At 72.2% G+C, this 24603-nt stretch carries 24 protein-coding genes; 11 read left to right on the forward strand and 13 right to left on the reverse strand.

The window, feature by feature from the left end; all coding sequences use genetic code 11:
• Positions 1 to 48 precede the first annotated feature (48 nt).
• On the reverse strand, positions 49 to 390 hold the full coding sequence (locus tag L6E10_RS14335) for a DUF2203 domain-containing protein (RefSeq protein ID WP_236219996.1): 342 nt from the start codon (positions 388 to 390) through the stop codon (positions 49 to 51).
• Positions 391 to 416: 26 nt separating this feature from the next.
• On the opposite strand from L6E10_RS14335, the gene L6E10_RS14340 reads away from it, so the two are divergent.
• A complete protein-coding gene (locus L6E10_RS14340) occupies positions 417 to 1289 on the forward strand; it encodes an aldo/keto reductase (protein ID WP_308102787.1) in 873 nt (290 codons plus the stop codon).
• Here L6E10_RS14340 and L6E10_RS14345 read toward each other — a convergent pair.
• Together L6E10_RS14345 and L6E10_RS14350 are read right to left on the reverse strand one after the other, a co-directional pair.
• On the reverse strand, positions 1276 to 2019 hold the full coding sequence (locus L6E10_RS14345) for an ABC transporter permease (RefSeq protein ID WP_236219997.1): 744 nt from the start codon (positions 2017 to 2019) through the stop codon (positions 1276 to 1278). The genes L6E10_RS14340 and L6E10_RS14345 overlap by 14 nt on opposite strands.
• The gene (locus L6E10_RS14350; RefSeq protein ID WP_236219998.1) at positions 2016 to 2924 is read right to left on the reverse strand and encodes an ATP-binding cassette domain-containing protein; all 909 of its coding nucleotides are present in this window, start codon (positions 2922 to 2924) and stop codon (positions 2016 to 2018) included. The genes L6E10_RS14345 and L6E10_RS14350 overlap by 4 nt, the downstream gene beginning before the upstream one ends.
• Positions 2925 to 3000: 76 nt before the next feature.
• Between L6E10_RS14350 and L6E10_RS14355 the strand changes: the two genes are divergently transcribed.
• The 5 genes from L6E10_RS14355 (at position 3001) to L6E10_RS14375 (ending at position 7228) form a co-directional block, all read left to right on the forward strand.
• Positions 3001 to 3684 (forward strand): TetR/AcrR family transcriptional regulator, encoded by a 684-nt coding sequence (locus L6E10_RS14355; RefSeq protein ID WP_236219999.1) that lies wholly within the window; start codon positions 3001 to 3003, stop codon positions 3682 to 3684.
• Positions 3681 to 4211, forward strand: a complete 531-nt coding sequence (locus tag L6E10_RS14360; protein WP_236220000.1) for a molybdenum cofactor guanylyltransferase — start codon at positions 3681 to 3683, stop codon at positions 4209 to 4211. The genes L6E10_RS14355 and L6E10_RS14360 overlap by 4 nt, the downstream gene beginning before the upstream one ends.
• Before the next feature lie 61 nt (positions 4212 to 4272).
• Positions 4273 to 5325 (forward strand): MoxR family ATPase, encoded by a 1053-nt coding sequence (locus L6E10_RS14365; RefSeq protein WP_236220001.1) that lies wholly within the window; start codon positions 4273 to 4275, stop codon positions 5323 to 5325.
• A gap of 59 nt (positions 5326 to 5384) precedes the next feature.
• Entirely contained in the window at positions 5385 to 6266 is an 882-nt protein-coding gene (locus L6E10_RS14370; protein ID WP_240010651.1) for a DUF58 domain-containing protein, read from the forward strand.
• Positions 6263 to 7228, forward strand: coding sequence for a VWA domain-containing protein (locus L6E10_RS14375; RefSeq protein ID WP_236220003.1), 966 nt, complete (start codon positions 6263 to 6265; stop codon positions 7226 to 7228). The genes L6E10_RS14370 and L6E10_RS14375 overlap by 4 nt, the downstream gene beginning before the upstream one ends.
• Here the strand turns inward: L6E10_RS14375 and L6E10_RS14380 are convergent.
• The 5 genes from L6E10_RS14380 to L6E10_RS14400 all read right to left on the reverse strand — a co-directional run bounded on the left by L6E10_RS14380 (position 7213) and on the right by L6E10_RS14400 (position 13210).
• Positions 7213 to 7746 carry a dihydrofolate reductase family protein gene (locus L6E10_RS14380; protein ID WP_236220004.1) on the reverse strand — a complete coding sequence of 178 codons (534 nt, stop codon included), beginning with the start codon at positions 7744 to 7746 and terminating at the stop codon, positions 7213 to 7215. The two genes, L6E10_RS14375 and L6E10_RS14380, sit on opposite strands and share 16 nt — an antisense overlap.
• The gene (locus L6E10_RS14385; protein ID WP_236220005.1) at positions 7743 to 8606 is read right to left on the reverse strand and encodes a TAXI family TRAP transporter solute-binding subunit; all 864 of its coding nucleotides are present in this window, start codon (positions 8604 to 8606) and stop codon (positions 7743 to 7745) included. The genes L6E10_RS14380 and L6E10_RS14385 overlap by 4 nt, the downstream gene beginning before the upstream one ends.
• Complete coding sequence (locus L6E10_RS14390; RefSeq protein ID WP_236220006.1) at positions 8603 to 9907, reverse strand: HAMP domain-containing sensor histidine kinase; 1305 nt, start codon at positions 9905 to 9907, stop codon at positions 8603 to 8605. Before L6E10_RS14390 ends, L6E10_RS14385 begins: the two co-directional genes overlap by 4 nt.
• A complete protein-coding gene (locus L6E10_RS14395) occupies positions 9908 to 10567 on the reverse strand; it encodes a response regulator transcription factor (RefSeq protein ID WP_236220007.1) in 660 nt (219 codons plus the stop codon).
• Positions 10568 to 10636: 69 nt separating this feature from the next.
• The gene (locus L6E10_RS14400) at positions 10637 to 13210 is read right to left on the reverse strand and encodes an FAD-binding and (Fe-S)-binding domain-containing protein (RefSeq protein WP_236220008.1); all 2574 of its coding nucleotides are present in this window, start codon (positions 13208 to 13210) and stop codon (positions 10637 to 10639) included.
• 108 nt (positions 13211 to 13318) lie between these two features.
• Here L6E10_RS14400 and fabG point away from each other — a divergent pair, with 108 nt between their 5' ends.
• From fabG to L6E10_RS14415, 3 genes are read left to right on the forward strand one after another with little or no spacing between them, the layout of a single operon-like run.
• A complete protein-coding gene (gene fabG / locus L6E10_RS14405) occupies positions 13319 to 14023 on the forward strand; it encodes a beta-ketoacyl-ACP reductase (RefSeq protein ID WP_236220009.1) in 705 nt (234 codons plus the stop codon).
• Positions 14024 to 14060: 37 nt separating this feature from the next.
• Positions 14061 to 14828, forward strand: a complete 768-nt coding sequence (fabI, locus tag L6E10_RS14410) for an enoyl-ACP reductase FabI (protein WP_030471460.1) — start codon at positions 14061 to 14063, stop codon at positions 14826 to 14828.
• 52 nt (positions 14829 to 14880) lie between these two features.
• Positions 14881 to 15906 carry a ferrochelatase gene (locus L6E10_RS14415; protein ID WP_236220010.1) on the forward strand — a complete coding sequence of 342 codons (1026 nt, stop codon included), beginning with the start codon at positions 14881 to 14883 and terminating at the stop codon, positions 15904 to 15906.
• Here L6E10_RS14415 and L6E10_RS14420 read toward each other — a convergent pair.
• The 4 genes from L6E10_RS14420 to L6E10_RS14435 all read right to left on the reverse strand — a co-directional run bounded on the left by L6E10_RS14420 (position 15903) and on the right by L6E10_RS14435 (position 20447).
• Positions 15903 to 17228, reverse strand: a complete 1326-nt coding sequence (locus tag L6E10_RS14420; RefSeq protein WP_236220011.1) for an extracellular solute-binding protein — start codon at positions 17226 to 17228, stop codon at positions 15903 to 15905. The two genes, L6E10_RS14415 and L6E10_RS14420, sit on opposite strands and share 4 nt — an antisense overlap.
• On the reverse strand, positions 17225 to 19027 hold the full coding sequence (locus L6E10_RS14425) for a VWA domain-containing protein (RefSeq protein ID WP_236220012.1): 1803 nt from the start codon (positions 19025 to 19027) through the stop codon (positions 17225 to 17227). The genes L6E10_RS14420 and L6E10_RS14425 overlap by 4 nt, the downstream gene beginning before the upstream one ends.
• Before the next feature lie 136 nt (positions 19028 to 19163).
• Positions 19164 to 19961, reverse strand: a complete 798-nt coding sequence (locus tag L6E10_RS14430; protein WP_236220013.1) for a hypothetical protein — start codon at positions 19959 to 19961, stop codon at positions 19164 to 19166.
• A 60-nt stretch (positions 19962 to 20021) separates the two neighbouring features.
• Complete coding sequence (locus L6E10_RS14435; protein WP_236220014.1) at positions 20022 to 20447, reverse strand: YcxB family protein; 426 nt, start codon at positions 20445 to 20447, stop codon at positions 20022 to 20024.
• 155 nt (positions 20448 to 20602) lie between these two features.
• On the opposite strand from L6E10_RS14435, the gene L6E10_RS14440 reads away from it, so the two are divergent.
• Together L6E10_RS14440 and L6E10_RS14445 are read left to right on the forward strand one after the other, a co-directional pair.
• On the forward strand, positions 20603 to 21994 hold the full coding sequence (locus L6E10_RS14440; RefSeq protein WP_236220015.1) for a sigma 54-interacting transcriptional regulator: 1392 nt from the start codon (positions 20603 to 20605) through the stop codon (positions 21992 to 21994).
• Entirely contained in the window at positions 21991 to 23919 is a 1929-nt protein-coding gene (locus L6E10_RS14445; protein WP_236220016.1) for a VWA domain-containing protein, read from the forward strand. Before L6E10_RS14440 ends, L6E10_RS14445 begins: the two co-directional genes overlap by 4 nt.
• 111 nt (positions 23920 to 24030) lie before the next feature.
• Here L6E10_RS14445 and L6E10_RS14450 read toward each other — a convergent pair whose 3' ends face one another.
• On the reverse strand, positions 24031 to 24597 hold the full coding sequence (locus L6E10_RS14450) for a DUF4240 domain-containing protein (protein WP_236220017.1): 567 nt from the start codon (positions 24595 to 24597) through the stop codon (positions 24031 to 24033).
• Between the last annotated feature and the right edge of the window lie 6 nt (positions 24598 to 24603).

Genomic DNA, 24603 nt, shown 5'->3' on the forward strand with positions numbered 1-24603 from the left:
AGGCACGACCCGGCCGGGAAGCGGACGGATCCGGTCACTCTCCCGAGATCACAGCGGACGGCGGCCGGCGAACCCCAGATCGGTCCGGTGGTACCAGCCCAGCTCCCGGTCGCCCTCGAGCCAGCACAGCAGCACCGGCACCCCGTCCCTCTCGCTGGGGAAGTCGACCAGCAACGGGGCGAAGCCCTTCAGCTCGGCCCCGGTCCGCTGCACCGACTCCACCAGCTCGTCCAGCCTCGCCTGCGCGGCCTTGAACTCCGGCAGCCCGCCCAGCGAGGACCCGCCCGCGGCCAGTTCGGCGGCGTCGGCGCGCAGGCGCACGATCTCGTCGAGCACCGGCAGCAGGCGCGCCAGTTCGGTCCGGGCTTCGGCGAGCGTGAACAGTCCCACGGCGCCAAGGCTGGCACAGTGCAGGGGTGCAGTGGCGACTGGGTGACCTCACCGTGAACCGGATCGGGTTCGGCGCCATGCGCCTGCCGCAGGAGGGGACGGCGTTCGACCCCGCCGCGCGGCCGCGCGACCGCGGGCAGGCGATCCGGGTCCTCAGGGAAGCGGTGGAGCTCGGGATCAACCACGTCGACACGGCCGCGTTCTACTTCTCGGCCACGCGGTCGGCCAACGAGCTCATCAACAGCGCGCTGTCGCCGTACCCGGAGGACCTGGTCGTCGTCACCAAGGTCGGTCCCGGGAGGACGCCGCAGGGGGAGTGGCTGCCGCTCGCCACGCCGGGGCAGCTGCGCGGCCAGGTCGAGGAGAACCTGCGGCAACTCGGCCGCGACCACCTCGACGTGGTGAACCTGCGGGTCAGCGGGCTCGACGACGTGAGCGCGCACTTCGAGGCGTTGGCGAAGCTCCGGGAAGCCGGTCTCATCAGGCACCTGGGGTTGTCCAACGTGAAGCCGCACCACCTCGACCAGGCGCAGCGGATCGCGGACGTCGTGTGCGTGCAGAACTCCTACGGGCTGGGGCACCACCCCGAACAGGACGACTTCCTCGGCGTCTGCGGGGAGCGGGGGATCGCGTTCGTGCCGTTCTTCGCCCTTGCCGGAGCGAACCAGGAGGCCGGCACGTCGGCCGAAGACGACGAGGTGACCGCGATAGCGCGCGACCGGGGCGTCTCGCCCGCGCAGGTCCGGCTCGCGTGGACGCTCGCGAGAGGGCCGCACGTGCTGGTCATCCCCGGCACCGGTGATCCCGGGCACCTGCGGCAGAACGTCGAGGCGGGCGAGCTGCGGCTCACCCCCGGGGAGCTCACCCGCCTCGACGCGGTCCACCTCAACGGGAGCTGATCCGCCGGAACAGCCACGTGGCCCAGGTGAAGGCCACCACCAGCAGACCGCCCGACCACGCCAGGGCCGGCAGGGCCGAGGTGACGGGCTGGTCGGTGAGCAGGGCGCGCACGGTCTCGACGACCGGGGTGATCGGCTGGTGCTCGCTGACGGCGCGCAACCAGGGCGGCATCGTCGCCACCGGGACGAACGCGCTGCTCAGGTAGGGCAGGAAGAGCATGAAGAACCCGAGCAGGCTCGCCGACTCGACGGACCGGGCGATCACGCCGAAGCCCGCGGCGAGCCAGGACAGCGCCAGCACGTAGAGGAGCAGCAGACCCATCGCGAGCGCCCACGCGCCGGCCGACGCCGTCGGCCGGAAGCCCATCAGCAGGGCCACGAGCACGACCGCGAACGTCGCCAGGGCGTTGCGGGCGACCGAGGCGACCACGTGGCCGGTCAGCACGCTGAAGCCGCTGATCGGCATCGAGCGGAACCGGTCGACGACGCCCTTCTGCACGTCGTCGGCCACCGGCATCGCGGTGGACGTGGCGCCGTAGCCGGTGCACAGCACCACGATGCCGGGCACCACGTAGTCCACATAGGACTGAACGGAGCTGATCGCGCCGCCGAACACGTAGACGAACAGCGCCATCATCAGCACCGGCAGCACCACCGCCATGATCGCGGTGTCGAGGTTGCGGCGGCTCAGCCGGATGCTGCGGCCGACCATCGTCGCCGCCGCGCTCACGCCGCCACCGCCGTCAGGGTCGTGAAGACGTCGTCCAGGGTCGGCCGGTGCGTGGCCACGCGCAGCACGTGGATCCGTGCGGCGAGCAGGTCGTCCAGGACGCGGTGCAGGTGCGCGGCGCTGCCGTCGGACGGCAGGCCCAGGGTGGGGCCGTCGGCGAGCCCGCCGACGACGGACCCGGCCCGCAGGGCCTCCTCCCGGCTCGCGAAGGTCAGGTCGAGCCGGGTGCCGCCCACCGAGTTCTTCAACGCGTCCGCGGTGCCGTCCGCGACGACGCCCCCGTTGTGCAGCACGACGATCCGGTCGGCGAGGCGGTCGGCCTCCTCCAGGTACTGGGTCGTGAGGAAGATCGTCACGCCGTCGCGCACGAGGTCGCCGATCGCGTCCCACGTCGTCGTGCGGCTCACCGGGTCGAGGCCGGTGGTCGGCTCGTCCAGGAACAGCAGCCGCGGCCTCGCCACCAGGCTCATCGCGAGGTCCAGGCGCCGGCGCATGCCGCCGGAGTAGGTGCGCACCCGCCGGTCCGCGGCGTCCACCAGGCCGAACCGCTCCAGCAGCTCGGCCGCCCGCGCGCGTGCCGCCGGCCTGGTGCGACGGTGCAGGCGGGCGATCATGACCAGGTTCTCGCGGCCGGTCTGCTCCTCGTCGACCGCCGCGTACTGGCCGGTCAGGCTGATCACGCCGCGGACGTCCGCGGCCTCCCGCACGACGTCGAACCCGCACACCCGCGCCGAACCGCCGTCGGGCCTGGTCAGCGTGCTCAGGATGCGGATGGTGGTCGTCTTGCCCGCGCCGTTCGGCCCGAGCAGTGCGAGCACGGATCCCTCGGTCACCCCCAGGTCGAGCCCGTCCAGCACCGTCCGGGTGCCGTACCTCTTCGTCAGACCTTCTGTCTCGACGATCATCGAACCCCCTTTATGCGTACCTGATACGCAATATGTGAATTAGCGTATGGCATACGCATCTGTTTGACTAGAGGGCATGAAGAGGGGGCGCAAGCCGACCATCGACGCCGCCGACATCACGCGGGCCGCCATCGCGATCGCGGACGCCGAGGGCCTCGCCGCCGTGTCCATGGCCCGCGTCGCGCAGGAGATGGGGAACGCCACGATGGCGCTCTACCGCCACGTGAAGAGCAAGGACGAACTGCTCGCGCTCATGTGGGACGAGGCGATGGAGGACCCGCCGCCGCTGCCGGACGGACAGTGGCGCGACAAGCTCGGCTTCTGGGCGAAGGCGGTGCTGGCGGCGATCCGCCGGCGCCCGTGGTTCCTGCACATCCCGGTCAGCGGACCGCCCTCCGGGCCGCGCAACCTCGCCTGGTTCGACCGCGCGCTCACCGCCCTCGACGACACGCCGCTCGAGCCTGCGGAGAAGGTCGGCGTGGTCATGGGGCTGTCGACGTTCGTGCAGGGCGAAGCACGCCTGGGCGTCACGCTGGCCAGCGGGTTCGAGCAGGACCCCGGCCAGTTCGGCCACCGGTACGGGCAGCGGCTGCGCCAGATCGTCGACCCCCGCCGGATGCCCGCGCTCGCGGAGGTCGTCGCCGCCGGCGTCTTCGACCTCGACGACGTGCAGGACGTCGACGACCTCGACGCCGACTTCGACTTCGGCCTGCACCTGTTCCTGGAGGGCGTCGCGGCGCACATCGGAGGCCGGGCATGACGTACGCGGTGATCGTCCTGACCGGCGGCAGGGGCGAACGGCTCGGCGGCGTCGACAAGGCCGCGCTGTCCTTCCGGGACGCGACCCTGCTCGACCACGTGCTGTCCGTTGTGGACGACGCGAGCCGGAAGGTCGTCGTGGGACCGGAGAAGGACCTGCCCGGCGTGGTCTGGGCGCGCGAGGACCCGCCCGGCGGCGGACCGCTCGCCGGCTTGGCCGCCGGACTCGCGGAGGTCACCGAGGAGTGGGTCGCGGTGCTCGCCGTCGACCAGCCCGGCCTCACGAAGGACACCATCGCCCGGCTGCGGGCGGCGGGGCGCAACGCCGTGCTCAGGGACGACCGCGCCCAGTGGCTGATCGGCTTCTGGAACACCGCGCAGCTGCGCGAGGCCCTCCCCGGGGATCCGCGGAACCTGCCGCTGCGCAAGACTCTCTCGCAGCTCCACCCCGTCGAAGTGCCCGCTCTGCCCGGTGAGGCCCAGGACGTCGACACGCCCGCCGACCTGGACACCCTTCACAGCGGTTGAACAGGCGGGGAGTAAGACTGTTCCACGATCGGTAAACCCTGTTCCGCATGGAGGCCCGCACGTGACCGAGCCCGCCGCCGAGGCAACGCCGAACGCATCGGCGCCCGTCACCCCGGCTCGTGACGCCCAGCTGCTCGAACGCACCGTGTTCGAGGTGAAGCGGGTGATCGTCGGCCAGGACCGGCTCGTCGAGCGGATGCTCGTGGGTCTGCTGGCCAAGGGCCACCTGTTGCTCGAAGGTGTGCCGGGCGTCGCGAAGACGCTCGCCGTCGAGACGTTCGCCCGTGTCGTGGGCGGCTCGTTCTCGCGCGTGCAGTTCACGCCCGACCTGGTGCCCGCCGACATCCTCGGCACCCGCATCTACCGCCAGTCCAGCGAGGCGTTCGACGTCGAGCTCGGCCCCGTCGTCGCGAACTTCGTGCTCGCCGACGAGATCAACCGCGCGCCCGCCAAGGTGCAGTCGGCGATGCTCGAGGTCATGGCCGAGCGGCACGTGTCCATCGGCGGCAGGACCTTCCCGATGCCGAACCCGTTCCTCGTGCTGGCGACGCAGAACCCGATCGAGAACGAGGGCGTGTACCCGCTGCCCGAGGCGCAGCGCGACCGGTTCCTGTTCAAGATCCAGGTCGAGTACCCCACGGCCGAGGAAGAGCGCGAAATCGTCTACCGCATGGGCGTCGAGGCACCCACGCCGAACCAGGTCCTCTCCCCGGAGGAGCTGGTGCGCCTGCAGGGCGTGGCGTCGCGCGTCTTCGTCCACCACGCGCTCGTCGACTACGTGGTGCGCCTCGTGATCGCGACCCGGGCTCCCGCCGAGCACGGCCTCACCGACGTCGCCGGCTGGGTCGCCTACGGTGCCTCGCCGCGCGCGTCGCTCGGCATCATCGCCGCCGCGCGTGGTCTCGCGCTCGTGCGCGGCCGTGACTACGTGCTCCCGCAGGACGTCGTGGACGTCGTTCCGGACGTGCTGCGCCACCGCCTCGTGCTGTCCTACGACGCGCTGGCCGACGGCGTGCCGATCGACCACATCATCACGCGCGTGTTGCAGATCGTGCCGTTGCCGCAGGTGTCGGCCCGTCCGCAGCAGCCGCCGGTCCCGGCTGGTAGGCAGTGAGCAGGGAGAAGACCGAGGAGCGCCCTTCGTGGGCGCCGCCCGTGCTGCGCGGTGTCCGCATGGAGGCCGCCCTGCGCATGCTCGAGCTCGACGTCCGGCGCCGCCTGGACGGCCTGCTGCAGGGCAACCACCTCGGTCTCGTCCCGGGACCGGGCACCGAGCCCGGCGAGGCGCGGACCTACCAGCCCGGCGACGACGTGCGCCGGATGGACTGGGCGGTCACCGCGCGCACGACGGTCCCGCACATCCGCGAGACCGTCGCGGACCGCGAGCTCGAGACGTGGCTCGCCATCGACCTGTCGCCGTCGCTCGACTTCGGCACGGCGGCGTGCGAGAAGCGCGACCTGGCCATCGCCGCGACGGCCGCGGTCGCGCACCTGACGCGCGGCGGCGGCAACCGCATCGGCGCCGCGGTCTCGACGGGCGCGGAGAACATCCGCATCCCCGCCCGCGGTGGGCTGGCGCACGCGCGCGGCATGATCCGCAAGATCGCCGAGACGCCCCGGGCGCCGGAGGGCACGCGCGGCGACCTGGCGGCGTTGCTGGAGCAGCTGCGCAGGCCTCCACGCCGGCGCGGCCTGATCGTGGTGATCTCCGACTTCCTCGGCGACGTGGAGTGGCAGCGACCGCTGCGGGCCCTGTCCGCACGGCACGACCTCGTCGCCATCGAGGTCGTCGACCCGCGCGACGTCGACCTGCCCGAGGTCGGCACCGTCGTGCTGTCCGACCCGGAGAGCGGGCGGCAGCGCGAGGTGACCGCGTCGGCGTTGCTGCGCAAGGAGTTCAACGCCGCGGCCGCCGAGCACCGGGCCGAGGTGGCGGCGGGGCTGCGGCGCGCGGGCGCCGGGCACCTGGTGCTGCGCACCGACTCGGACTGGATCGCGGACACGGTTCGATTCGTGGTGGCGCGCAAGCGCCGCTGGTCCGGGGGTGTCGCATGAGCTTCTCCGACTTCGCCGCCCCGGGGTTCTTCTTCCTGCTGATCGGCGTCGCGGCGCTGACCTTCGGGTACGTGCAGGCGCAACACCTGCGCCGCAAGCGGCTGCTCCGGTTCACGAACCTGGAGCTGCTGGAGAAGGTCGCGCCCAAGAGGGACCGCTGGTCGCGGCACGTCCCGGCGGCGTTCCTGCTGGCGGCCTTGGCCTTGCTGACGGTGGCCCTCGCCGGGCCGACCTCCGAGCAACGGGTGCCGCGCAACCGCGCGACGGTCATGCTCGTGGTCGACGTGTCGCTGTCGATGAAGGCGACGGACGTGAAGCCGTCGCGGCTGGAGGCCGCGCAGGTGGCCGCCAAGTCGTTCGCCGAAGGTCTCACGCCGGGCATCAACCTCGGCCTGATCTCGTTCGCCGGCTCGGCCACCGTGCTGGTCGCGCCGACCACCGACCGCGCCGCCGTCTCGCAGTCGATCGACGGGCTCAAGCTCGCCCAGTCGACCGCGACCGGTGACGCGCTGGTGGCCGCGATGGCCTCGATCGACTCGTTCGGCAAGGTCGTCGGCGGCGCCGAGGGCCCGCCGCCCGCCCGCATCGTGCTGATGACGGACGGCAAGGAGACCGTCGGCACCCGCAAGGCGTTCGACGCGGCCGAGGACGCGAAGAAGGCCGGGATCCCGATCTCCACGATCTCGTTCGGCACCGAGGACGGCGTGGTCGACATCGAGGGCCGGCAGCAGTCCGTGCCCGTCGACGACGACTCCATGAAGGAGATCGCGAAGATTTCCGGCGGCGAGTTCTTCAAGGCCGCCTCGGCCGAGGAGCTGCGGCGCGTCTACGACACGCTCGGCGAGCAGATCGGCTACGAGAAGAAGCAGGCGGACGCGTCGAAACCGTGGCTGCTGCTCGGCACGCTGACGGCGATGTTCGCCGCCGCGGCCGCTCTGCTGCTGGGTCAACGCCTTCCGTAGGTCAGCAGCACGACCCCGTTGCCGAACGCCCTGGTGCCCTTGAGCGCCAGGGCGTTCGGCTTGCGGAAGAACGGCGTGCCGGCGCCGATCGCGACGGGGTTGACGTAGAGCCGGACCTCGTCGACCAGGTCGTGCTCGAAGAACGTCTGCAACAGCTCGTTGCCGCCGACCATGACGTCGCCCTCGAGCGCGCGGATCTCGTCCGGGTCGACCTCGGTGCGCGTCTCGGTGTTCCAGTCGGTGAACCGCCTCGTGCGCGAGTAGACGATCTTGCGGGTGTCGCGCCAGATCGGCGCGAAGTCGAGCATCGCCCGCGGCCACTCGGGGTGGTCCTCGGCGTGCGGCCAGGCGGCGAGCATCAGCTCGTGGTTGCGGCGGCCGTTGACGAACGTGCCGAACCGCGCCAGTTCGGCGTTGATGTGGCTGTGCAGCTCGTCGCTCATGTGGTGCCAGTCGATGTCGTGGCCCGGGCCCTCGAAGAACCCGTCCAGGGAGATCGACGCCATGGTGCTGATCATCCGTGCAGCCTCCGGTACTCCGCCGCCGCGCCGGGGTGCAGCGGCACCTTGCCCGTGTCGATGAGGCTGCGCACGTCGAGGTACTGGGTGCCGAGCGCCTGCTGCGGCACGAGCTGCGCCGCCTTGCCCACGAGCATCCGCACGACGGCGCCCGCGTAGGCCGCGCTCAGGTCCGGGCGGCACACCAGCAGGTTCGGCGTGCCGATCGTCGGGATGTCGACGGGGGAGCCGTAGACGCCCATGCGCACGTCGACGCGTTCGTAGACCTTGCCGTGCTGCTGGCGCAGCCTCGGCAGGAAGCCGTCCAGCGGCAGCAGCCTGATGCCGGTGGCCTTGTCGAGCTCCGGGGTCGGCACGCCGCCGGACCACAGCAGCGCGGCGATCTCGCCCGCCTTCAGCGCGTCCACGGCGTTGCGCAGCGGGTAGTGCTCCTCCCGCACGCCCAGCGCGAGCCGTTCGCCCTGCAGCGCGGCACCGGATCCCGTCGCGCCCAGCGAGACCGGCTTGCCGGCGAGGTCGGCCGGCGTGCGGTACGGGGAGGAGTCGAGGACCACGAGCTGCAGGTAGTTCTCGTAGACGCGGCCCAGGGCGACGAGACCGGGTTCCAGGTGCGCGCTGTCGCTCAGCGTCAGACCGATGTCGGCGGTGCCCTCGCGCAGGTGCTTCAGGTTGTCCGCGCTGCCGCCGGTCTGGATCGGCGTGATGGTGAGCGGGCTCGGGGCGAGGCGCGAGATCAGGGCGGCGAAGTCGTGGTAGAAACCGCCGGGCTCGCCGCCGGCGATCCTGATGGTGCCTTCGGGTTCCGAGGTGCCGCACGCGGTCAGCGCCAGCGTGCCGAGCAGGAAGGTGCGTCGCTTCACAGCAGCGGCTCCTTCGGCAGGTCCACCGTCACGACCAGGCCGTTGTCGGTGTGCAGCTTCAGCTTTCCGTTGTGCGCGGCGACGATCCGTTCCGCGATCGCGAGGCCGAGACCGGTGCCGCGCTGCGAGTCGTCGCCGCGCCAGAAGCGTTCGGTGGCGTGTTTGATGTCCTTTTTGGACAATCCTGGTCCGTTGTCCCGCACGGTGAGCGTGGCGCGGTCGCAGACGACGACGACCTCGGTGCCGCCGTACTTGATGGCGTTGTCCAGCACCACGTCCAGCACCTGGGCGAGGTCCGACACCGCGCACCGCACGAGGCCGGGCGCGCGGTCTTCGACGGTGATCGTGACGCCCTTCGCCTGCGCCGCCGCCCGCCACGCGTCGACCCGGTCGTGCGCGACGGCCCGGAGGTCGGCGAGCTCGGGTTCGACGCCGCCCGCGGCGCGTTCGGTGGCGGTGCTCTCGGCCGAGGCGAGGGCGAGCAGGCCGTCGAGCAGCGACTCCAGGCGTTCGACCTCGGTGAGCAGGGAACCGTTGGACGGCAGCATGTCCACGCGCAGCCGCAGTGCCGCCATGGGGTTGCGCAGCTGGTGCGAGGCGTCGGCGATGAGTCGCCGTTGCTGGTCCGCGGCCTCGGCGACGGCGTCGGACATGCGGTTGAACGACTCCGACAACGCCCGCAGCTCGGCCGGCCCCGCGGTGTCGGCGACGTGCGTGCGGCGCTGCCCTTCCGCCACGGCCCGCACGCCGCGGTCGAGCTCCTTCAACGGCCGCAGCAGCCAGCGGGAGACGACGAGCGCGAGCAGCACGCACGCGCAGGCCGCCAGCAGGGCGCCGGCGAGCACGAGGGCCCAGCGCCGTGCCACGTCCAAAGCGGCCACACGAGTGGAGGCACGCAGCACCACGGCGCCCGCGACCTTCGTGCCGATGCCGACGGGCCGCGCGAACAGCACGTCGCCGCCGCTCCACGGCATCACGGTCGGCACGGGCGCGGACGGCTGGTTCCGCAACGCCGCGTCGATCTGCGCCGACACGTCCGCCGCCTTCATGCCCGACTCGACGACGGGGGTGCCGGACGCGTCGACGACCACGATCTCCTCGCCGTAGACCTCGGCGTACCGTTCGGCCTCGGACACCACGACGTCCACGGGCAGCGTGGCGAAGCGGTCCAGGTCGGCGGTGCGGCTGATCACGAACTGCTGGGTGCGTTCCGACGCGGTGCTCATCAGCAACGGGAACGCGAACGCCGTCACCGCCGAGAGCGAGAACAGCAGCAGCACCAACAGCAGCCGTTGCCGCATCTATTCACCGAGCCGGTAGCCGAAACCGCGGATCGTGTGCAGCAGCCCTGGCCGGTCGAGCTTGGCGCGCAACTGCGTGAGGTGCACGTCGAGGGTCCGCGACACCGCCACGAACGCGTTGCCCCACACCTCGTCCATCAGCTGCTGCCGGCTCACCGCCGTGCCGGGCCTGCGCGCGAGCACCGCGAGGACGTCGAACTCCTTGGTGGTCAACGAGATCTCCCGCCCGCCGACCACGACCTGGCGGCTCTGCAGGTCGATCTCCACATCGGACACCCGCACCACGTCGCCCGGTTCCCGCGACCGCGCCGCGCTGCGCCGCGCCACCGCGTCGATGCGCGCCAGAAGCTCGGCCAGCCGCACCGGCTTGACCAGGTAGTCGTCCGCTCCGAGCCGGAGCCCCCGCACCACGGTGCGCTCGTCACCGCGGGCGGTCAGCACGAGCACGGGCACCGGGTCGATCTTGCGGAGCTTGCGCAGCACCTCCAGGCCGTCCTGGTCGGGCAGGCCGAGGTCGAGCAGCACCACGTCGGCGTCGCGGTGGGCGATCAGCGCGTCGGAACCCCGGCGCACGCGGGCGGGCCGGTGGCCGTTCGCCCGCAGTGCTTCCACCAGGGCGTCGGCGACACCGTCGTCGTCTTCGACCAACAGCACCCGCATGGGAGCAGTATCGCCCCCGGCGCCCGTTTCCGGGGCGTGTCGACGCGCCTAAGTGACTGTAAAGAAGCCTCAGAGGCCCAACCGGGCCGCCAGCGCGCTGGCCAGGTGGACGGGCTCGCGGTCGGTGGTGTGGCGGATCTGCGTGCGGCAGCTGAAGCCGTCCGCGATCACCAGGGCGTTCTCGTTGTCCCGCAGCGCGGGCAGCAGGTCCTGCTCGGCGCACGCGATCGAGACGTCGTAGTGGCCCTTCTCGAAGCCGAAGTTGCCGGCGAGGCCGCAGCAGCCCTCGACGACCTGCGGCTTCAGCCCCGCCTTCGCCATCGCGGCGCGGTCGGGTTCGAAGCCCAGCTCGGCGTACTGGTGGCAGTGGGTCTGCACCACGGCGTCCCGCGCGCCTTCCAGCGACGGCAGTTTCGGCTCCACGTGCTCGGCGAACGTCCGGGTGGCCCGCGCCAGCGCCAGCACCGCCGGGTCGTCGGACAACTTCGGGGCCTCCACGCGGAGGAACGCGGTGCAGCTCGGTTCCAGGCCGATCACGGGGACGCCCCTGCTCGTCCACGGGTGCAGCGCCCTCGCGGTGCGTTCGACGACCCGGCGGGCCTTGGGGAGCTGGCCCGTCGAGTGCCACGTCAGTCCACAGCAGACGTTCGCGGACGGCACCTCGACGCGGTTTCCCAGGTGCGCCAGGACGTTCGCGGCGTCGAGGCCGATGCCCGGCTCGAAGAAGTTCGTGAACGTGTCCGGGAACAGCAGCACCGGGTCGCCCTCGCCGAGCAGGCGCAGCCGGCGGACCAGGCTCGTCGTGGGGCGGGGCAGCTCGCGTTCGGGGGTGAGGCCCGCGAACCGGCCGAGTGCCGCGGTGAACCTGGTGACCAGCCCGTACTTCAGCCACGTCGGCAGCCAGCCCATGGCGTAGTGCGACCGCGGGCGCGGGCGTCGCCTGTAGTGCTCGTGCAGGAACTCGGCCTTGTAGCTCGCCATGTCGACGTCGACCGGGCAGTCGCGCTTGCAGCCCTTGCAGCCCAGGCAGAGGTCGAGCGCCTCGGCCACCTCCGGTGACCGCCAGCCGCCCTTGACCACGTCGCCGTTGAGCATCTCGAACAGCAGGTGCGCGCGGCCTCGCGTGGAGTGCTTCTCCTCGCGGGTGACCCGGTAGCTCGGGCACATCACGCCGCCGCGGGTGTTCAGGCACTTGCCGACGCCGACGCACCGCCGGGTGTCGCTCGCGAACTCCGCGCGGGTCGGGATCTTCGGTGGCGCGACCAGGATCCGCAGGTCGTCGTCGAGCTTCGACGGCTCCACGATCCGGCCCGGGTTGAGCAGGTTCGACGGGTCGAAGGCGTGCTTGAACTCCCGGAACGCCCTGATCGCCTCGGGCGGGTACATGCGGCTGAGCAGCTCGGAGCGCGCCTGGCCGTCGCCGTGCTCGCCGGACAGGCTGCCGCCGTGGCTCACGACGAGGTCCGCGGCGTCCTGGAGGAACTCCCGGTAGCCGTTCGCCAGGTCGAAGTCGATGCGGACGTGGATGCACCCCTCGCCGTAGTGGCCGTAGGTGATGCCGCGGCGGCCGTAGCCGGTCAGCAGCCGGTCGAAGTCGCGCAGGTAGGCGCCGAGGCGTTCCGGTGGGACGGCCGAGTCCTCCCAGCCGGACCAGGCCTCGCTGCCGTCGGCCATGCGGGTGGCGAGCCCGGCGCCGTCCTCGCGGATCCGCCACAGCGCCCGCTGGTGCGCCGGGTCGTGGATGACCATCGAGTTCTTCGTGATCGCGGCGACGCGCTCCGGGTGGTCCTCGACCTCGACGAACAGCCAGCTGCGGCCCTCCGGCAGGTCGGGGCGCGTGCGGACGCCGTGCACCAGGGACTCGTTCAGGCCCTCGATCGCGAGCGCGTCCTCGATCTGGGTGACCTGGTCGGCGGCCTCGTAGGTGTCCGCGAAACCCAGCACGACGAGGATCCGGCGCTCCGGCCGCCGCACGAGCCGGAGCTCCGCGCCCAGCAGCACCACGCACGTCCCCTCGGTGCCGACGAGCTGCTGCGTCAGCGTCGGGGCGTCCAGCGCGTACCCGCTGACGCGGCGGCTGAGCCGGGGAAACCACGCCGGGTCGTGCGACGGGAGGGCGAGCGGCGGGGGACTGGTCGTGTCGAACGTGCGGCCGTCGACGGTCAGCACTCGCAGGTTCGCGACGTTCTCGCTGGTCTTGCCCCATTTCACCGAATGCGCGCCGCACGCGTTGTTGCCGATCATCCCGCCGATCGTGCAGCGCGAGTGCGTGGACGGGTCCGGGCCGAAGAGGTACTCGCCGGCGCCGGCGTTGATCTTGTCGAGCACGGCGCCCGGCTGCGCGAACGCCCGGTCGCCGCTGATCTCGAACGCGTTCAGGTACCGGCTGAAGTCGATCACCAGGCCGGTGCCGCAGGCGTTGCCCGCGACGGACGTCCCCGCGCCGCGGCTCGTGATCGGCACGCGGTGCTCGGCGGCGATCCCGACGGCCGCGACCACGGCGTCCGTCGTGCGGGGACGGACGACCACGCGGGGCACGTGCCGGTAGTTCGACGCGTCCGCCGAGTACAGCGCCCGGCTGGCCGGGTCGTCGAGGACGTCGCCGTCGACCTCGCGGCGAAGCTGATCGAGAAAGGCCCGCATCACCCGATCATGCCCGCCCGGATGTGACATGGCTCCGCCGATGCCGGTCTACCTGTCGGTAGCCGATAGCCTCACCCGGTCAACCAGCGGCGATTGCAGGGAGAGCTAGTGAGTCGGTCCGTTCTGGTCACCGGAGGCAACCGCGGTATCGGCCTCGCCATCGCGCAGGCGTTCGCGGCGCAGGGCGACAAGGTCGCGGTGACGCACCGCGGGTCCGGCGCTCCCGAAGGCCTGCTCGGCGTGAAGTGCGACGTGACGAACTCCGAAGAGATCGATGCCGCCTTCAGCGAGGTCGAGGCCGCGCACGGCCCCGTCGAGGTGCTCGTCTGCAACGCGGGCATCACGCAGGACACGCTGCTGCTGCGCATGAGCGAGGAGCAGTTCACCCAGGTCCTCGACGCGAACCTGACCGGCGCGTTCCGGTTCGCCCAGCGCGCCTCGCGCGGCATGCTGCGCAAGAAGTTCGGCCGCATCGTCTTCATCTCGTCGGTCGTCGGCCTCACCGGTGGCCCCGGCCAGGTCAACTACGCGGCGTCCAAGGCGGGCATGGTCGGCATGGCGCGCTCGATCGCGCTGGAGCTCGGCTCGCGCAACATCACCGCGAACGTGGTCTCGCCCGGCTTCATCACCACGGACATGACGAACGAGCTGCCCGAGGCCGTCCGCGAGGCCGCGCTGAAGCAGATCCCCGCCGGTCGCTACGGTGCGGCCGACGAGATCGCGCGGGCCGTCACGTTCCTCGCGGCGAACGAGGCCGGCTACATCAACGGTGCCGTGCTGCCGGTCGACGGCGGCCTCGGCATGGGCCACTGAAGTTTCCGTTCTTCTTTCTGCGAAAGGGTTGGACCAAGTGACCGGACTGCTCGAAGGCAAGCGGCTGCTGATCACCGGTGTGATCACCGACGCGTCGATCGCCTTCCACGTCGCACGCGTCGCCCAGGAACAGGGCGCCGAGGTCGTGCTGACCGGGTTCGGCCGGATGAGCCTCGTGCAGCGCATCGCCCAGCGCCTGCCCAAGCCCGCGCCCGTCGTCGAGCTCGACGTGCAGAACCAGGAGCACCTGGACACGCTGGCCGACCGCGTCCGCGAGCACGTCGACGGCCTCGACGGCGTCGTGCACGCCATCGGCTTCGCCCCGCAGAGCTGCCTCGGCGCGCCGTTCATGGACGCGCCGTGGGAGGACGTCTCGGTCGCGATGCACGTCTCCGCGTACTCCTACAAGGCGCTCGTGCAGGCCGTCCGCCCGTTGCTGTCGCACGGCTCGTCGGTCGTCGGCCTCGACTTCGACGCCCGTCAGGCGTGGCCCGCCTACAACTGGATGGGCGCGGCGAAGGCGGCGTTCGAGTCGATCAACCGCTACATGGCGCGCGACCTCGGCCCGGACGGCATCCGCGTGAACCTGATCTCGGCCGGCCCGGTCCGCACCATGGCCGCGAAGTCGATCCCCGGCTTCTCCGAGCTCGAGAAGATGTGGGGCGAGAAGGCCCCGCTGTCGTGGGACGTCGACGACCCGACGCCGGTCGCGAAGTCGGTCTGCGGCCTGCTGTCCGACTGGTTCCCTGCCACCACGGGCTCGATGGTGTTCGTCGACGGCGGCGTGCACTTCCTCGGTCTCTGAGGTCACATGCGTTCGTCATGTGAGGTGTTCGGGCGTCTGATTGGATGGAGCGGTGAGTTTCGATGCGCTGCTCTGGCTGTCGTTCGGCGGCCCAGAAGGTCCTGAAGACGTCCGTCCCTTCCTGGAGAACGTGGTCCGCGGACGTGGCGTGCCGCCGGAGCGGCTGGACGAGGTCGAGGCCCACTACCAGCACTTCGGCGGCGTGTCGCCGATCAACCGCCTGAACCTCGAGGCGATCGAGGCCGTGCGCGCCACCGGTTTCGAGCTGCCGATCTACTTCGGCAACCGCAACTGGCACCCCATGGTCGAGGACACCGTCGCGCAGATGAAGGCGGACGGTGTTCGCCGCGCGCTCGTGTTCCCGACGAGCGCGTACGGCGGCTACTCCGCGTGCCGCCAGTACGACGAGGACATCCTGCGGGCGCTGCAGGCCGTTCCGGACGGTCCCGAACTGGTGAAGCTGCGCCAGTTCTTCGACCACCCGCTCTTCATCTCCGCCTTCGCCGACGGCGTGCGTGCCGCGGCGGCGTCCCTGCGGGGCGCGTACCGCCTGGTCTTCACCGCGCACTCGGTGCCGGTGTCGGCCGACAAGGCCGCCGGCCCGCCCTCCGAGGGCGGCTTCCGCTACTCGCGCCAGGTCGTCGAGGCGTCCCGCTTGGTGGCCGCCGAGCTGGGCGTCACCGAGTACGACGTGGTGTGGCAGTCGCGGTCCGGCCCGCCGCAGATCCCGTGGCTGGAGCCCGACATCGTCGACCACATCGACGCCCTGCACGCCAAGGGCGTCACCGGCGTCGTCGTGTGCCCGATCGGGTTCGTGTCCGACCACCTCGAGGTGGTGTGGGACCTCGACACCGAGGCGCGCGACCGTGCCGCGGAGCTGGGCATGGAGTTCGCCCGCGCCGCCACGCCGAACGCGGACCCCCGCTTCGCCGAGCTCGTGGTGGAGCTGGTCGCGGAGCACACGTCCGGGGCTCCGGCGCGGAAGCTCTCGTCGTTCACCTCGGCCGGGTGCACGGTGAACGGGGCTCCTTGCGCGCCGCTGTGCTGCGAGCCGGTGAAGAGGCCCGTGCGGCCCTAGCGGCCCTGCAAGGCGGCGGTCAGCGCCTGCTCGGCGTTGCCCGGCAGGGCGCCGTCGTGGTCGAGGGCGTACCGGATGACCGCGCGGAACTCGTCGCTGAAGCGCGAGTAGTACGGGGTCACCGGGCGCAGCCGGGCGTCCTCGATGGCGTCCAGCAGGGTGCCGGCGTACGGGTGCTGGGTGGCGATCCGGCTGTCCTGGTAGACGATGCCGCGGGTGGCGGCGAGCCCTCCTCGTTCGAAGAGGATCTGCTGGCTGCGGGGGCCGGTCAGGAACTCGATGAGGGCCTGGGCGGCGCGGGGTTTGGTGGACGTGGCCGAGATGGCGAGGTTCTGGCCACCCAGCACGCTCGGTCCCGTCAGCTGCGTCACCTCGAAGTCGATGCGCGGGCGGCCCGCCGACTCGTCCTGGTTGCCCTGCAGGATGCGGTGGGCCACCGGCCAGTTGCGCATGAAGGCGATCTTGCCGTCGCGGAACGCCTGGGTCGTGAGCTGCTCGCTCTGCTCACGGGACTCGGGCAGCACCACCGGCCGCTCACCCCGCAGCCCGTCGGCGAGCCAGCGCAGGGCGCGGCGGGTCCGTTCGGAGTCGATCACGACCTTGCCGGTCTCGTCGACGACGTCGCCCTTCTCCGCCCAGATCAGCTCCAGGGCGTTGACCGTGAGGCCCTCGTAGTCGGCGAGCTGGCCCGCGTAGCCCGCGGTGAGCCGGGTGTCCTGCGAGGCTCGCAGCACACGGGTGGAGGTCTTGGTGATGTCGTCGAGCTCCAACGGATCTTCCTGCACCAGGTCCTTGCGGTAGAAGAGCAGGCCCGCGTCCGTGTTGAACGGCAACGCCCACAGCACGCCCTGGTAGCGGCAGCTCTCCAGCGGGCGGCGCAGGAACCCGCTCGTGTCCACTGTGGACAACGGCCGCAGGTGGCCGGAGTGGGCGAACTCGGCGGTCCACGTGACGTCGAGGTTGAACACGTCGACGGCGCCGGTCTTCTCCTTGGCCCTCGCGACCATCTCGCTGCGCTGCCCGTCCGCCTCCACCGGCAGCTCGACGATCTCCGCCGGGTGCTCGGGGTGCTCGGCGTTCCACTGCTTGATCAACGCGCTGCGCTGGCCGCCGTCGCTCTGGTCGCGGCCGCTGAGCACGACGAGCTTGCCCTTCTCCCACTCCGTCGACTCGCGGAAGAGCGGCTGCACCCCGTTGGTGAACAGGATCGTCAGCACGATGCCGACGGCCACGCCCATCGCGAGCCACGACCGGTTCGCCCAGACCACGCCGGGCGGGCCCAGTCTCGGCAAGGCCGCCCACGTGCGCCGCAACCACCTCATCCGGCTCCTCCCCACACCCGGCGGAACAGGGCCGCCAGGTCGTCCCCGAGCGTGTCGGTCGTCGAGTCGCGGCACTCGCCGCCCGACGCGTCCGTGATCGCCGTCAGCGCGTGCGTCGCGCAGCTCGCGCCGCCGACCGCGATCACGAACACGCGGATCCCCTTGCGCCGCACCGCGTCCACGACTTCCTGCCGGGTCTGCGGGCTCGTCGTGTCCTCGCCGTCGGTCAGCGCGATCACCGCGCCGACGTGGCCCGCGTCGTCGGCGCCGATCCGGTCGAGGCTGTCGACGACCGCCTGGTGCAGCGGCGTGCCCCCGGACGGCCGGACCGTGCTCAGCGCGGCGGCCGCGGCCTCCTTGTCGCGGCGGCCGACCGGGATGAGCGGCCGCACTTCGGTGCCGCTGAACACGGACAGGCCGTAGGTGTCCTTCGGACCCATCTGGGCGAGGGCCTTGGCGACGCCGTCGACCGCCACGGCGAACCGCGTCTCCCCGGTCGGCGTCGGCTCGGTCATCGACCCGGACGCATCGAGCGTGAGCCAGACGCGGCCGTCCCTCTTGGCCTGCTCGTACCTCTTCTGGAACGAGGCCTGCGCCGCCTCGTCCGGGACGGCCTCGGCGCGGTCGAGCGCCAGACCGGCCCGCACGCCGAGCTCCTCGCGGAACTCGGCGCCCGCCGCCTGCGCCGCCGGACGCAGCCCGGCCGCGTTGAGCGCCGTCATGCCCTCCTGCGTGCCCAGCCAGGCCTGGAACCGCCTCGCCGGCCCGCGGGCGGCGTGGTTCGACACGTCCGCCGCGTCCCACGAGACCAGGTTCACCGGGTAGTCGGCGAGGTAGGTGTCCGCCGGGTACAGGGCCGTGAGGCACGGCTTCCGCGCGCAGCTCGTCCTGTTGTACCGCAGCAGCACCTGCTCGGTCGTGATCATCGCCGCACCCGGTCGCGGCCGGTCGGCCTCCTCGACCCGGCGCTCCACGACGGCGGGGTCGAGCGACTCGTACAGCGCCGTCGTGGCGAGCCTGCCGTCGGTCGCGACCAGCGGGTTCGGCCTGGCGACCGGGATGGCCGCCCCGGTCACGGCGGTCAGCGCCTCGCCCCACGTCGCCGGTGTGGCGACGACGCCGCCCCGCACCTCCTGAGCGGGCACCCCGAGCACGACGGGGGAGAACGCGACAGGCCCGCCCTGCTCGACGTGCACCGCCGACCCGATGCCCCTCGTGCGGCGCACCACCTCGGCCGTCTCCGCGGTCGAGTCGGGCACCCACACGTCCGGGTGCGGCCCGATCTCCCGCAGCGCCTGCGACGACCAGGAGGACCGCAGGGCGACCGCGCCCTGGTCGCCCGCCGCCGAGAAGACGTACAGCCGCGCCGTGCGGCACCCGTGGTTCTCCGCCGCCGTCCGCAGCTCGAACTTCCGCGCCACCTCCCCGAAGGCGGGCGCCGCGTCCTTCGACGTCAGCACGCGCACCTCGGTCGGCTGGGGGCAGCCGAGCAGCAGCACCCGCCCGTAGGCGACCACCGGCGGCCCGGCGAGCGCGATCACGCCCGCCGCGACCAGCAGCACGGCCGTGAACACCACCCAGCGCAACCGGATGCGCTTGGCCAGCTGGTTCAGCCGGTCGATCGCGGACGCGGACAGCACGAGGAGCGTGGCACCGATGCCGTAGAGCACCCACGACTGCCACGTCGTGAGCGAGCCCGTGGCCGTCTCCGACAGCAGGTGCCCGGCGACGGCGGCCAGCATGAGGGCGCCCGCGTACCGGGGTGCCGTGCTCGACCGGCGCTGGTCGACGTCCTCCATCCCGCGTCCTCCCCACCGGGCACCTTATGCGGCGCCACCGACAGTTCCGGGGGAGTTGCCGGGTCAGGGGGGACAGCGGGAGGAGAACCACTCGTTCGGGTCAGCGCGGACCCGCGGGATCAGCTCCTGGCGAACGTCAGTGCCGGCCGGCGCCGCTGTCCGCGAGCACGCGCACGGCCTCGTCGACCGCCGCGCACCGCGCCCGCCGCACGGCCTCCGACACCGGGCGCAGCGCCTCGGTGCGGGCCGTGATCGCCGACGCCGACAGCGCCCCGCCGGGGGAGTCGGACCGCGCCACCTGCACGATCGCGTCCACCTCCGCGGCGCGCTGCAGCACTCGCAGGGCACGGGGCGGCATGGCGTCGGGCCAGGGCAGCGCGGAGTTCTCCGCGGCCAGGTCGGCGATCTCCTTGCGCACGTTCGGGCGGTGTTTCGCCACGTCGAGGGCGGCCAGGGCGGCCGTCGCGCCGCGCAGGGCCGCGCCCAGGCCGTGTTCGGCCTCGCCGATCGGGATGTGCTCGAGGCCCGTGGAGGACGGCAGGTCGAACACCGTCCAGCGCATCACGCCGTCGGCGACGATCTTCGGCACGAGGCCGATGTGGACCGACGGGACCACGAGCGCCTCGCCGGAGCGCAGCGCGCAGGTCGCGAGCGTCCCCTTGCCGCCGAGGCCCCGGACGTCGCCCGGTACCGGTAGGACCATCCTCGCGGAGGTCGCGCCCGCGCGCCGCAGGGCGGCCAGCAGCAGGGCGGGGCCCACCGGGGCCTCGTCGGGACCGGGGAGGTCGAGCGCCGTGGCGGTGCCGTCGTCGTCGGCCACCACCTCGTGCTGCTCGGCCCACGTGTGCAGGGCGTCGAGGACGTCGTCGGCGGCCGCCAGACCGTGCAGCCAACCCGACGTCCACACGACCAGCGTGGCACTTGCACAGGACACCCGACGAGATTACGTGGCCGGGTGCCGGGAGCCCCACCCGGTGTGCCCGATCAGAGGCACCTACTTCGCCGGGCCGATGTGCCGTCGCAGGAGCGCGCGGAACGACGTCAGGTCCTCGTCGGACGCGAACGCCCGGTGCGGCACCGACAGCGACGCCGCGCCCTCGCCGAGGGTGTCCAGCACGAAGCCCTGCCGGGTCTCGGTCCAGCCGGGCAGCTCCTCCCAGACGATCTCCTCGCGGATCGAGCGCCCGACCGCCATCCGGAACGACTGGTCGTCGGCACTGCCCACCACGGTCCGGCTGATCATCTCGTCCGACGAGAAGCGCCACCACACCGCGACCGGTTCCATGAACCCGATGACCAGCGCGCACACCAGGCCGAAGACCGCCACGACGACCGTGTCCTCGAAGCCGAACAGCAGCACGAGCGAGATCACCGCGAACACGAGCGCGAACCACGGCGCCCACCTGAACATCGGCACCATCGCGCGCAGGCTGGCACGCCAGTCCGCCGGTGATGGGGCCCACCTGAAATCAACGCTGCTACTCATGTCGCCCCGCATTCTGGCGCACGGCGTCCGGCCGCGCCTGGAGTTGCTCCACATCGACGGGTCCGGATTCGGTGCGTAGCGTCGACCGCGTGACCCAGAACCTGGCCCGCACGGCGGGCGAACTGCGTGCCGCCGGGCACCTGCCGCGCGGCGTCAAGACCGAGATCAGGGAGAACCTCCTCGCGGCCCTGCGCGAGGGGCGCAACCCGTGGCCCGGCATCGTCGGTTTCGACCGCACGGTGCTGCCGCAGCTCGAACGCGCGCTGCTGGCAGGCCACGACGTCGTCCTGCTCGGTGAGCGCGGGCAGGGCAAGACCCGGCTGCTGCGCACCCTGATCTCGCTGCTCGACGAGTGGACCCCCGTCATCGAGGGCTCCGAGCTGGGCGAGCACCCGCTCGACCCGATCACCCCGGAGTCGCGGCGGCGTGCCGCGGAGCTCGGCGACGACCTGCCGGTGGTGTGGCGGCACCGCGACGAGCGCTACGCGGAGAAGCTCGCGACGCCCGACACGTCCGTGGGCGACCTGGTCGGCGACGTCGACCCCGTGAAGGTCGCCGAGGGCCGCTCGCTCGGCGACCCGGAGACCATCCACTACGGCCTGCTCCCGCGCGCCCACCGCGGCATCATCGCGATCAACGAGCTGCCCGACCTGGCCGAACGCATCCAGGTGGCGCTGCTCAACGTCATGGAGGAGCGCGACATCCAGGTCCGCGGCTACACGCTGCGGCTGCCGCTGGACGTGCTGCTCGTGGCGACCGCGAACCCCGAGGACTACACGAACCGCGGCCGCATCATCACGCCGCTCAAGGACCGCTTCGGCGCCGAGGTGCGCACGCACTACCCGCTGGAGGTCGACGCCGAGGTCGACATGGTCCGCCAGGAGGCGGAGCTCGTCGCCGAGGTGGGCGACCACCTGCTGGAGATCATCGCCCGGTTCGTGCGGCACCTGCGCGAGTCGTCGTCGATCGACCAGCGCTCCGGTGTCTCGGCCCGGTTCGCGATCGCGGCGGCGGAAACCGTCGCCGCGTCGGCGCTGCGCCGGTCCGCGCTGATCGGCGAGACGCCCGCCATCGCGCGCCCGGTCGACCTCGAGTCGGTGCCGGACGTGCTGCGCGGCAAGCTCGAGTTCGAGGCGGGGGAGGAGGGCCGCGAGGAAGAGGTGCTCGTGCACCTGCTGCGCCGCTCGATCGCCGACACCGCCCGCGCCCGCCTGGCCGGGCTGAACCTCCGCGCGCTCGCCGAGGCCGTCTCGGACGGCCACCCCGTCGCGACCGGTGACCGCGTGCACGCGGGCGACCTGCTGGCGGCGTTGCCGGAGCTGCCCGTCCTGCACGAGGTGGCCGCCCGCCTGGGCGCGGGCCCGAAGGACCCCGTCGGACGCATCGCGTCGGCCGTGGAACTGGCCCTCGAGTCGCTCTACCTGACTCGCCACCTGTCGAAGGACAACTCCTCCGACGACGACCGATCGGTGTACGGATGAGATACCGCTACGGACGCTGGGGCGGCGGCGCCGATCCGCTGGCGCCGCCCGTCGACCTCCGCGCGGCCGTGGACGAGCTCGGCCGCGAGATCATGGAGGGCGCGTCGCCGTCGTCCGCCCTGCGCGAACTGCTGCGCCGCGGCGTCGACGGCACCCGCGGCCTCGACGACCTGACGTCGCGCCTGTGGCAGCGCAGGTCCGCCATCCAGCGCCGGCACCGGCTGGACGGCACGCTGACCGAGGTCGCGCAGCTGCTCGGCAAGGCTCTGGAAGCCGAACGCCGGGCGTTGTTCCCGGACCCGTCCGACGACGCGCGCTTCCGCGAGGCCCAGCTCGACGCCCTGCCGCCGGGCACCGCCGCGGCGGTGCAGGAGCTGTCGTCCTACGACTGGCGTTCGCAGGAGGCCCGCGAGGCGTTCCAGCAGATCCGCGACCTGCTCGGCCGCGAGCTGCTGGACCAGCGCTTCCAGGGCATGAAGGAAGCGCTGTCCAACGTGGACTCGCGTGACGTCGAGCGCATCCAGCGCATGCTGCGCGACCTGAACTCGCTGCTGGAGGCGCACGCCGCCGGCTCGCCGGACACGCCGCGCCAGTTCGACGAGTTCATGCGCAAGCACGGCGAGTTCTTCCCCGAGAAGCCCCGCGACGTCGACGAGCTCATCGACGCGCTGGCCGCCCGCTCGGCCGCAGCGCAACGCATGATGAACTCGATGACCGAGGAGCAGCGCGCCGAGCTGTCCGCGTTGTCCCAGCAGGCTTTCGGCGGCATCGGCTCTTCGCTGTCCACCCTGGACTCGCTGCTGCAGCGGTTGCGCCCCGGTGAGGACTGGACGTCGTCCGCGCGCTTCCGCGGCCAGGACCCGCTGGGTCTCGGCGAGGGCGCGCAGGCGATGGCCGACCTCGCCGAGCTCGACGCCTTGGCCGAGCAGCTCTCCCAGTCCTACCCCGGCGCCCGCCTGGAGGACATCGACCTCGAGGCGCTCGAACGGCAGCTGGGCGAGTCGGCCACGGTCGACGCCCGCCGGCTGGCCGAGCTGGAGAAGGCGCTGCGTTCGCAGAACATCGTGGAGCGCGCCCCCGACGGCTCCCTGAAGCTGACGCCGAAAGCGTTGCGGCGCCTGGGGGAAACGGCCCTGCGCGGTGTCGTGGACCAGCTGCGCTCGTCGCAGGGGTCGCGCGAAACGTCGTCGGCCGGCGCCGCGGGCGAGCTGATCGGGTCGACGCGGCCGTGGCAGTTCGGCGACACCGAGCCGTGGGACGTGCCGCGAACGCTGCGCAACTCCGTGCTGCGCTCCGGCTCGACGTCCCTGGACGTCGTGGACCTCGAGGTGTCCGAGACCGAGCACCGGACACGTGCGGCCGTCGCGTTGTGCGTGGACACCTCCTGGTCGATGGTGCAGGACGGGCGTTGGGTGCCGATGAAGCGCACGGCTCTCGCGTTGCACCACCTCGTGCGCACCCGTTTCCGGACGGACGCGTTGCAGCTGGTGACCTTCGGGCGTTACGCCGAGACCGTGGACATCGGTCAGCTGACGGCACTGGAAGGCGTGTGGGAGCAGGGCACGAACCTGCACCACGCGCTGCTGCTGGCCGGGCGGCACGTCCGGCGGCATCCGGACGCGCAGCCGGTGGTCCTCGTGGTGACCGACGGCGAACCGACGGCGCACCTGGAACCGGACGGGGACGCGGAGTTCAACTACCCGCCGCTGCCCCGGACGTTGGCGAAGACGCTGAACGAGGTCGACGCGCTCGCGCGGCTCGGGGCGACGATCTCGGTGTTCAAGCTGGGGGACGACCCCCGGCTGGCGGCGTTCGTCGACATCGTGGCGCGGCGGGGCGGTGGCCGGGTGGTGTCGGCCGACGAGGAGGGGCTCGGAGCCGCTGTGGTCAGCGACTACCTGAGGTCTCGGCGCCGGCGGCGGTGACGGACCCCGCGCCCCGTGGCCGGCGAGGAGCGGGTGCGGGGGTGGCGGGCAGCGGCTTCCGGGCGTCCCGGCGCCGTACCCGCTCTCCCCACGTGCCGTTCCGGGGCCGTGTCAGAGGTCGTAGAGCGCGGCCAGGCGGGGCAGCCGGGGGGCCAGCCTGGCGCTGTCCTCGAAGTCGAAGTCCCAGTCCGGGTCGAGCTCCGGGTAGCGGATCCGGAAGGCGTCCTGCGGCAGCTGCATGCCGGTGGCCTTGACGTGGGCGTTCCAGGCGATCGACAGGGCCTCCTGGCACTCGAGCTCCTCGCCGGACTCGGCGGCGGCCACGACCGCCGGCAGGTCCGCCAGCGAGTCGGGTGAGGCCAGTGCCGCGTGGTAGGTCTCCTCGCCCTGCGTCAGGAGCCAGCCGCGGAAGTAGTCGAAGCCGTCGTCCGAGCAGCCGCCGTTGATGACGTACGCCGCCGCCCACAACGGGTTCCGGTACGAGGCGGCGAGCAGGTCCCACAGGACCTGCTGGGTCGCCATGATCTCGGCGGGCGGGCGCTCGGCGAGCAGCGCCACCGCGGCGGCGGCCACCTCGTAGCCGTCGGACGGGTCGGCGACGCTCGCTCTCGCGTCGGCGATGAGCTTCCAGAAGGTGTTCGGGTCCACGGCGAAGAGCTTGGCAGAGGGGTCTGACATTTTCCG

The sequence above is a fragment of the Lentzea sp. CC55 genome, from assembly GCF_021056325.1.
Taxonomy (GTDB): Bacteria; Actinomycetota; Actinomycetes; order Mycobacteriales; family Pseudonocardiaceae; genus Lentzea; species Lentzea jiangxiensis.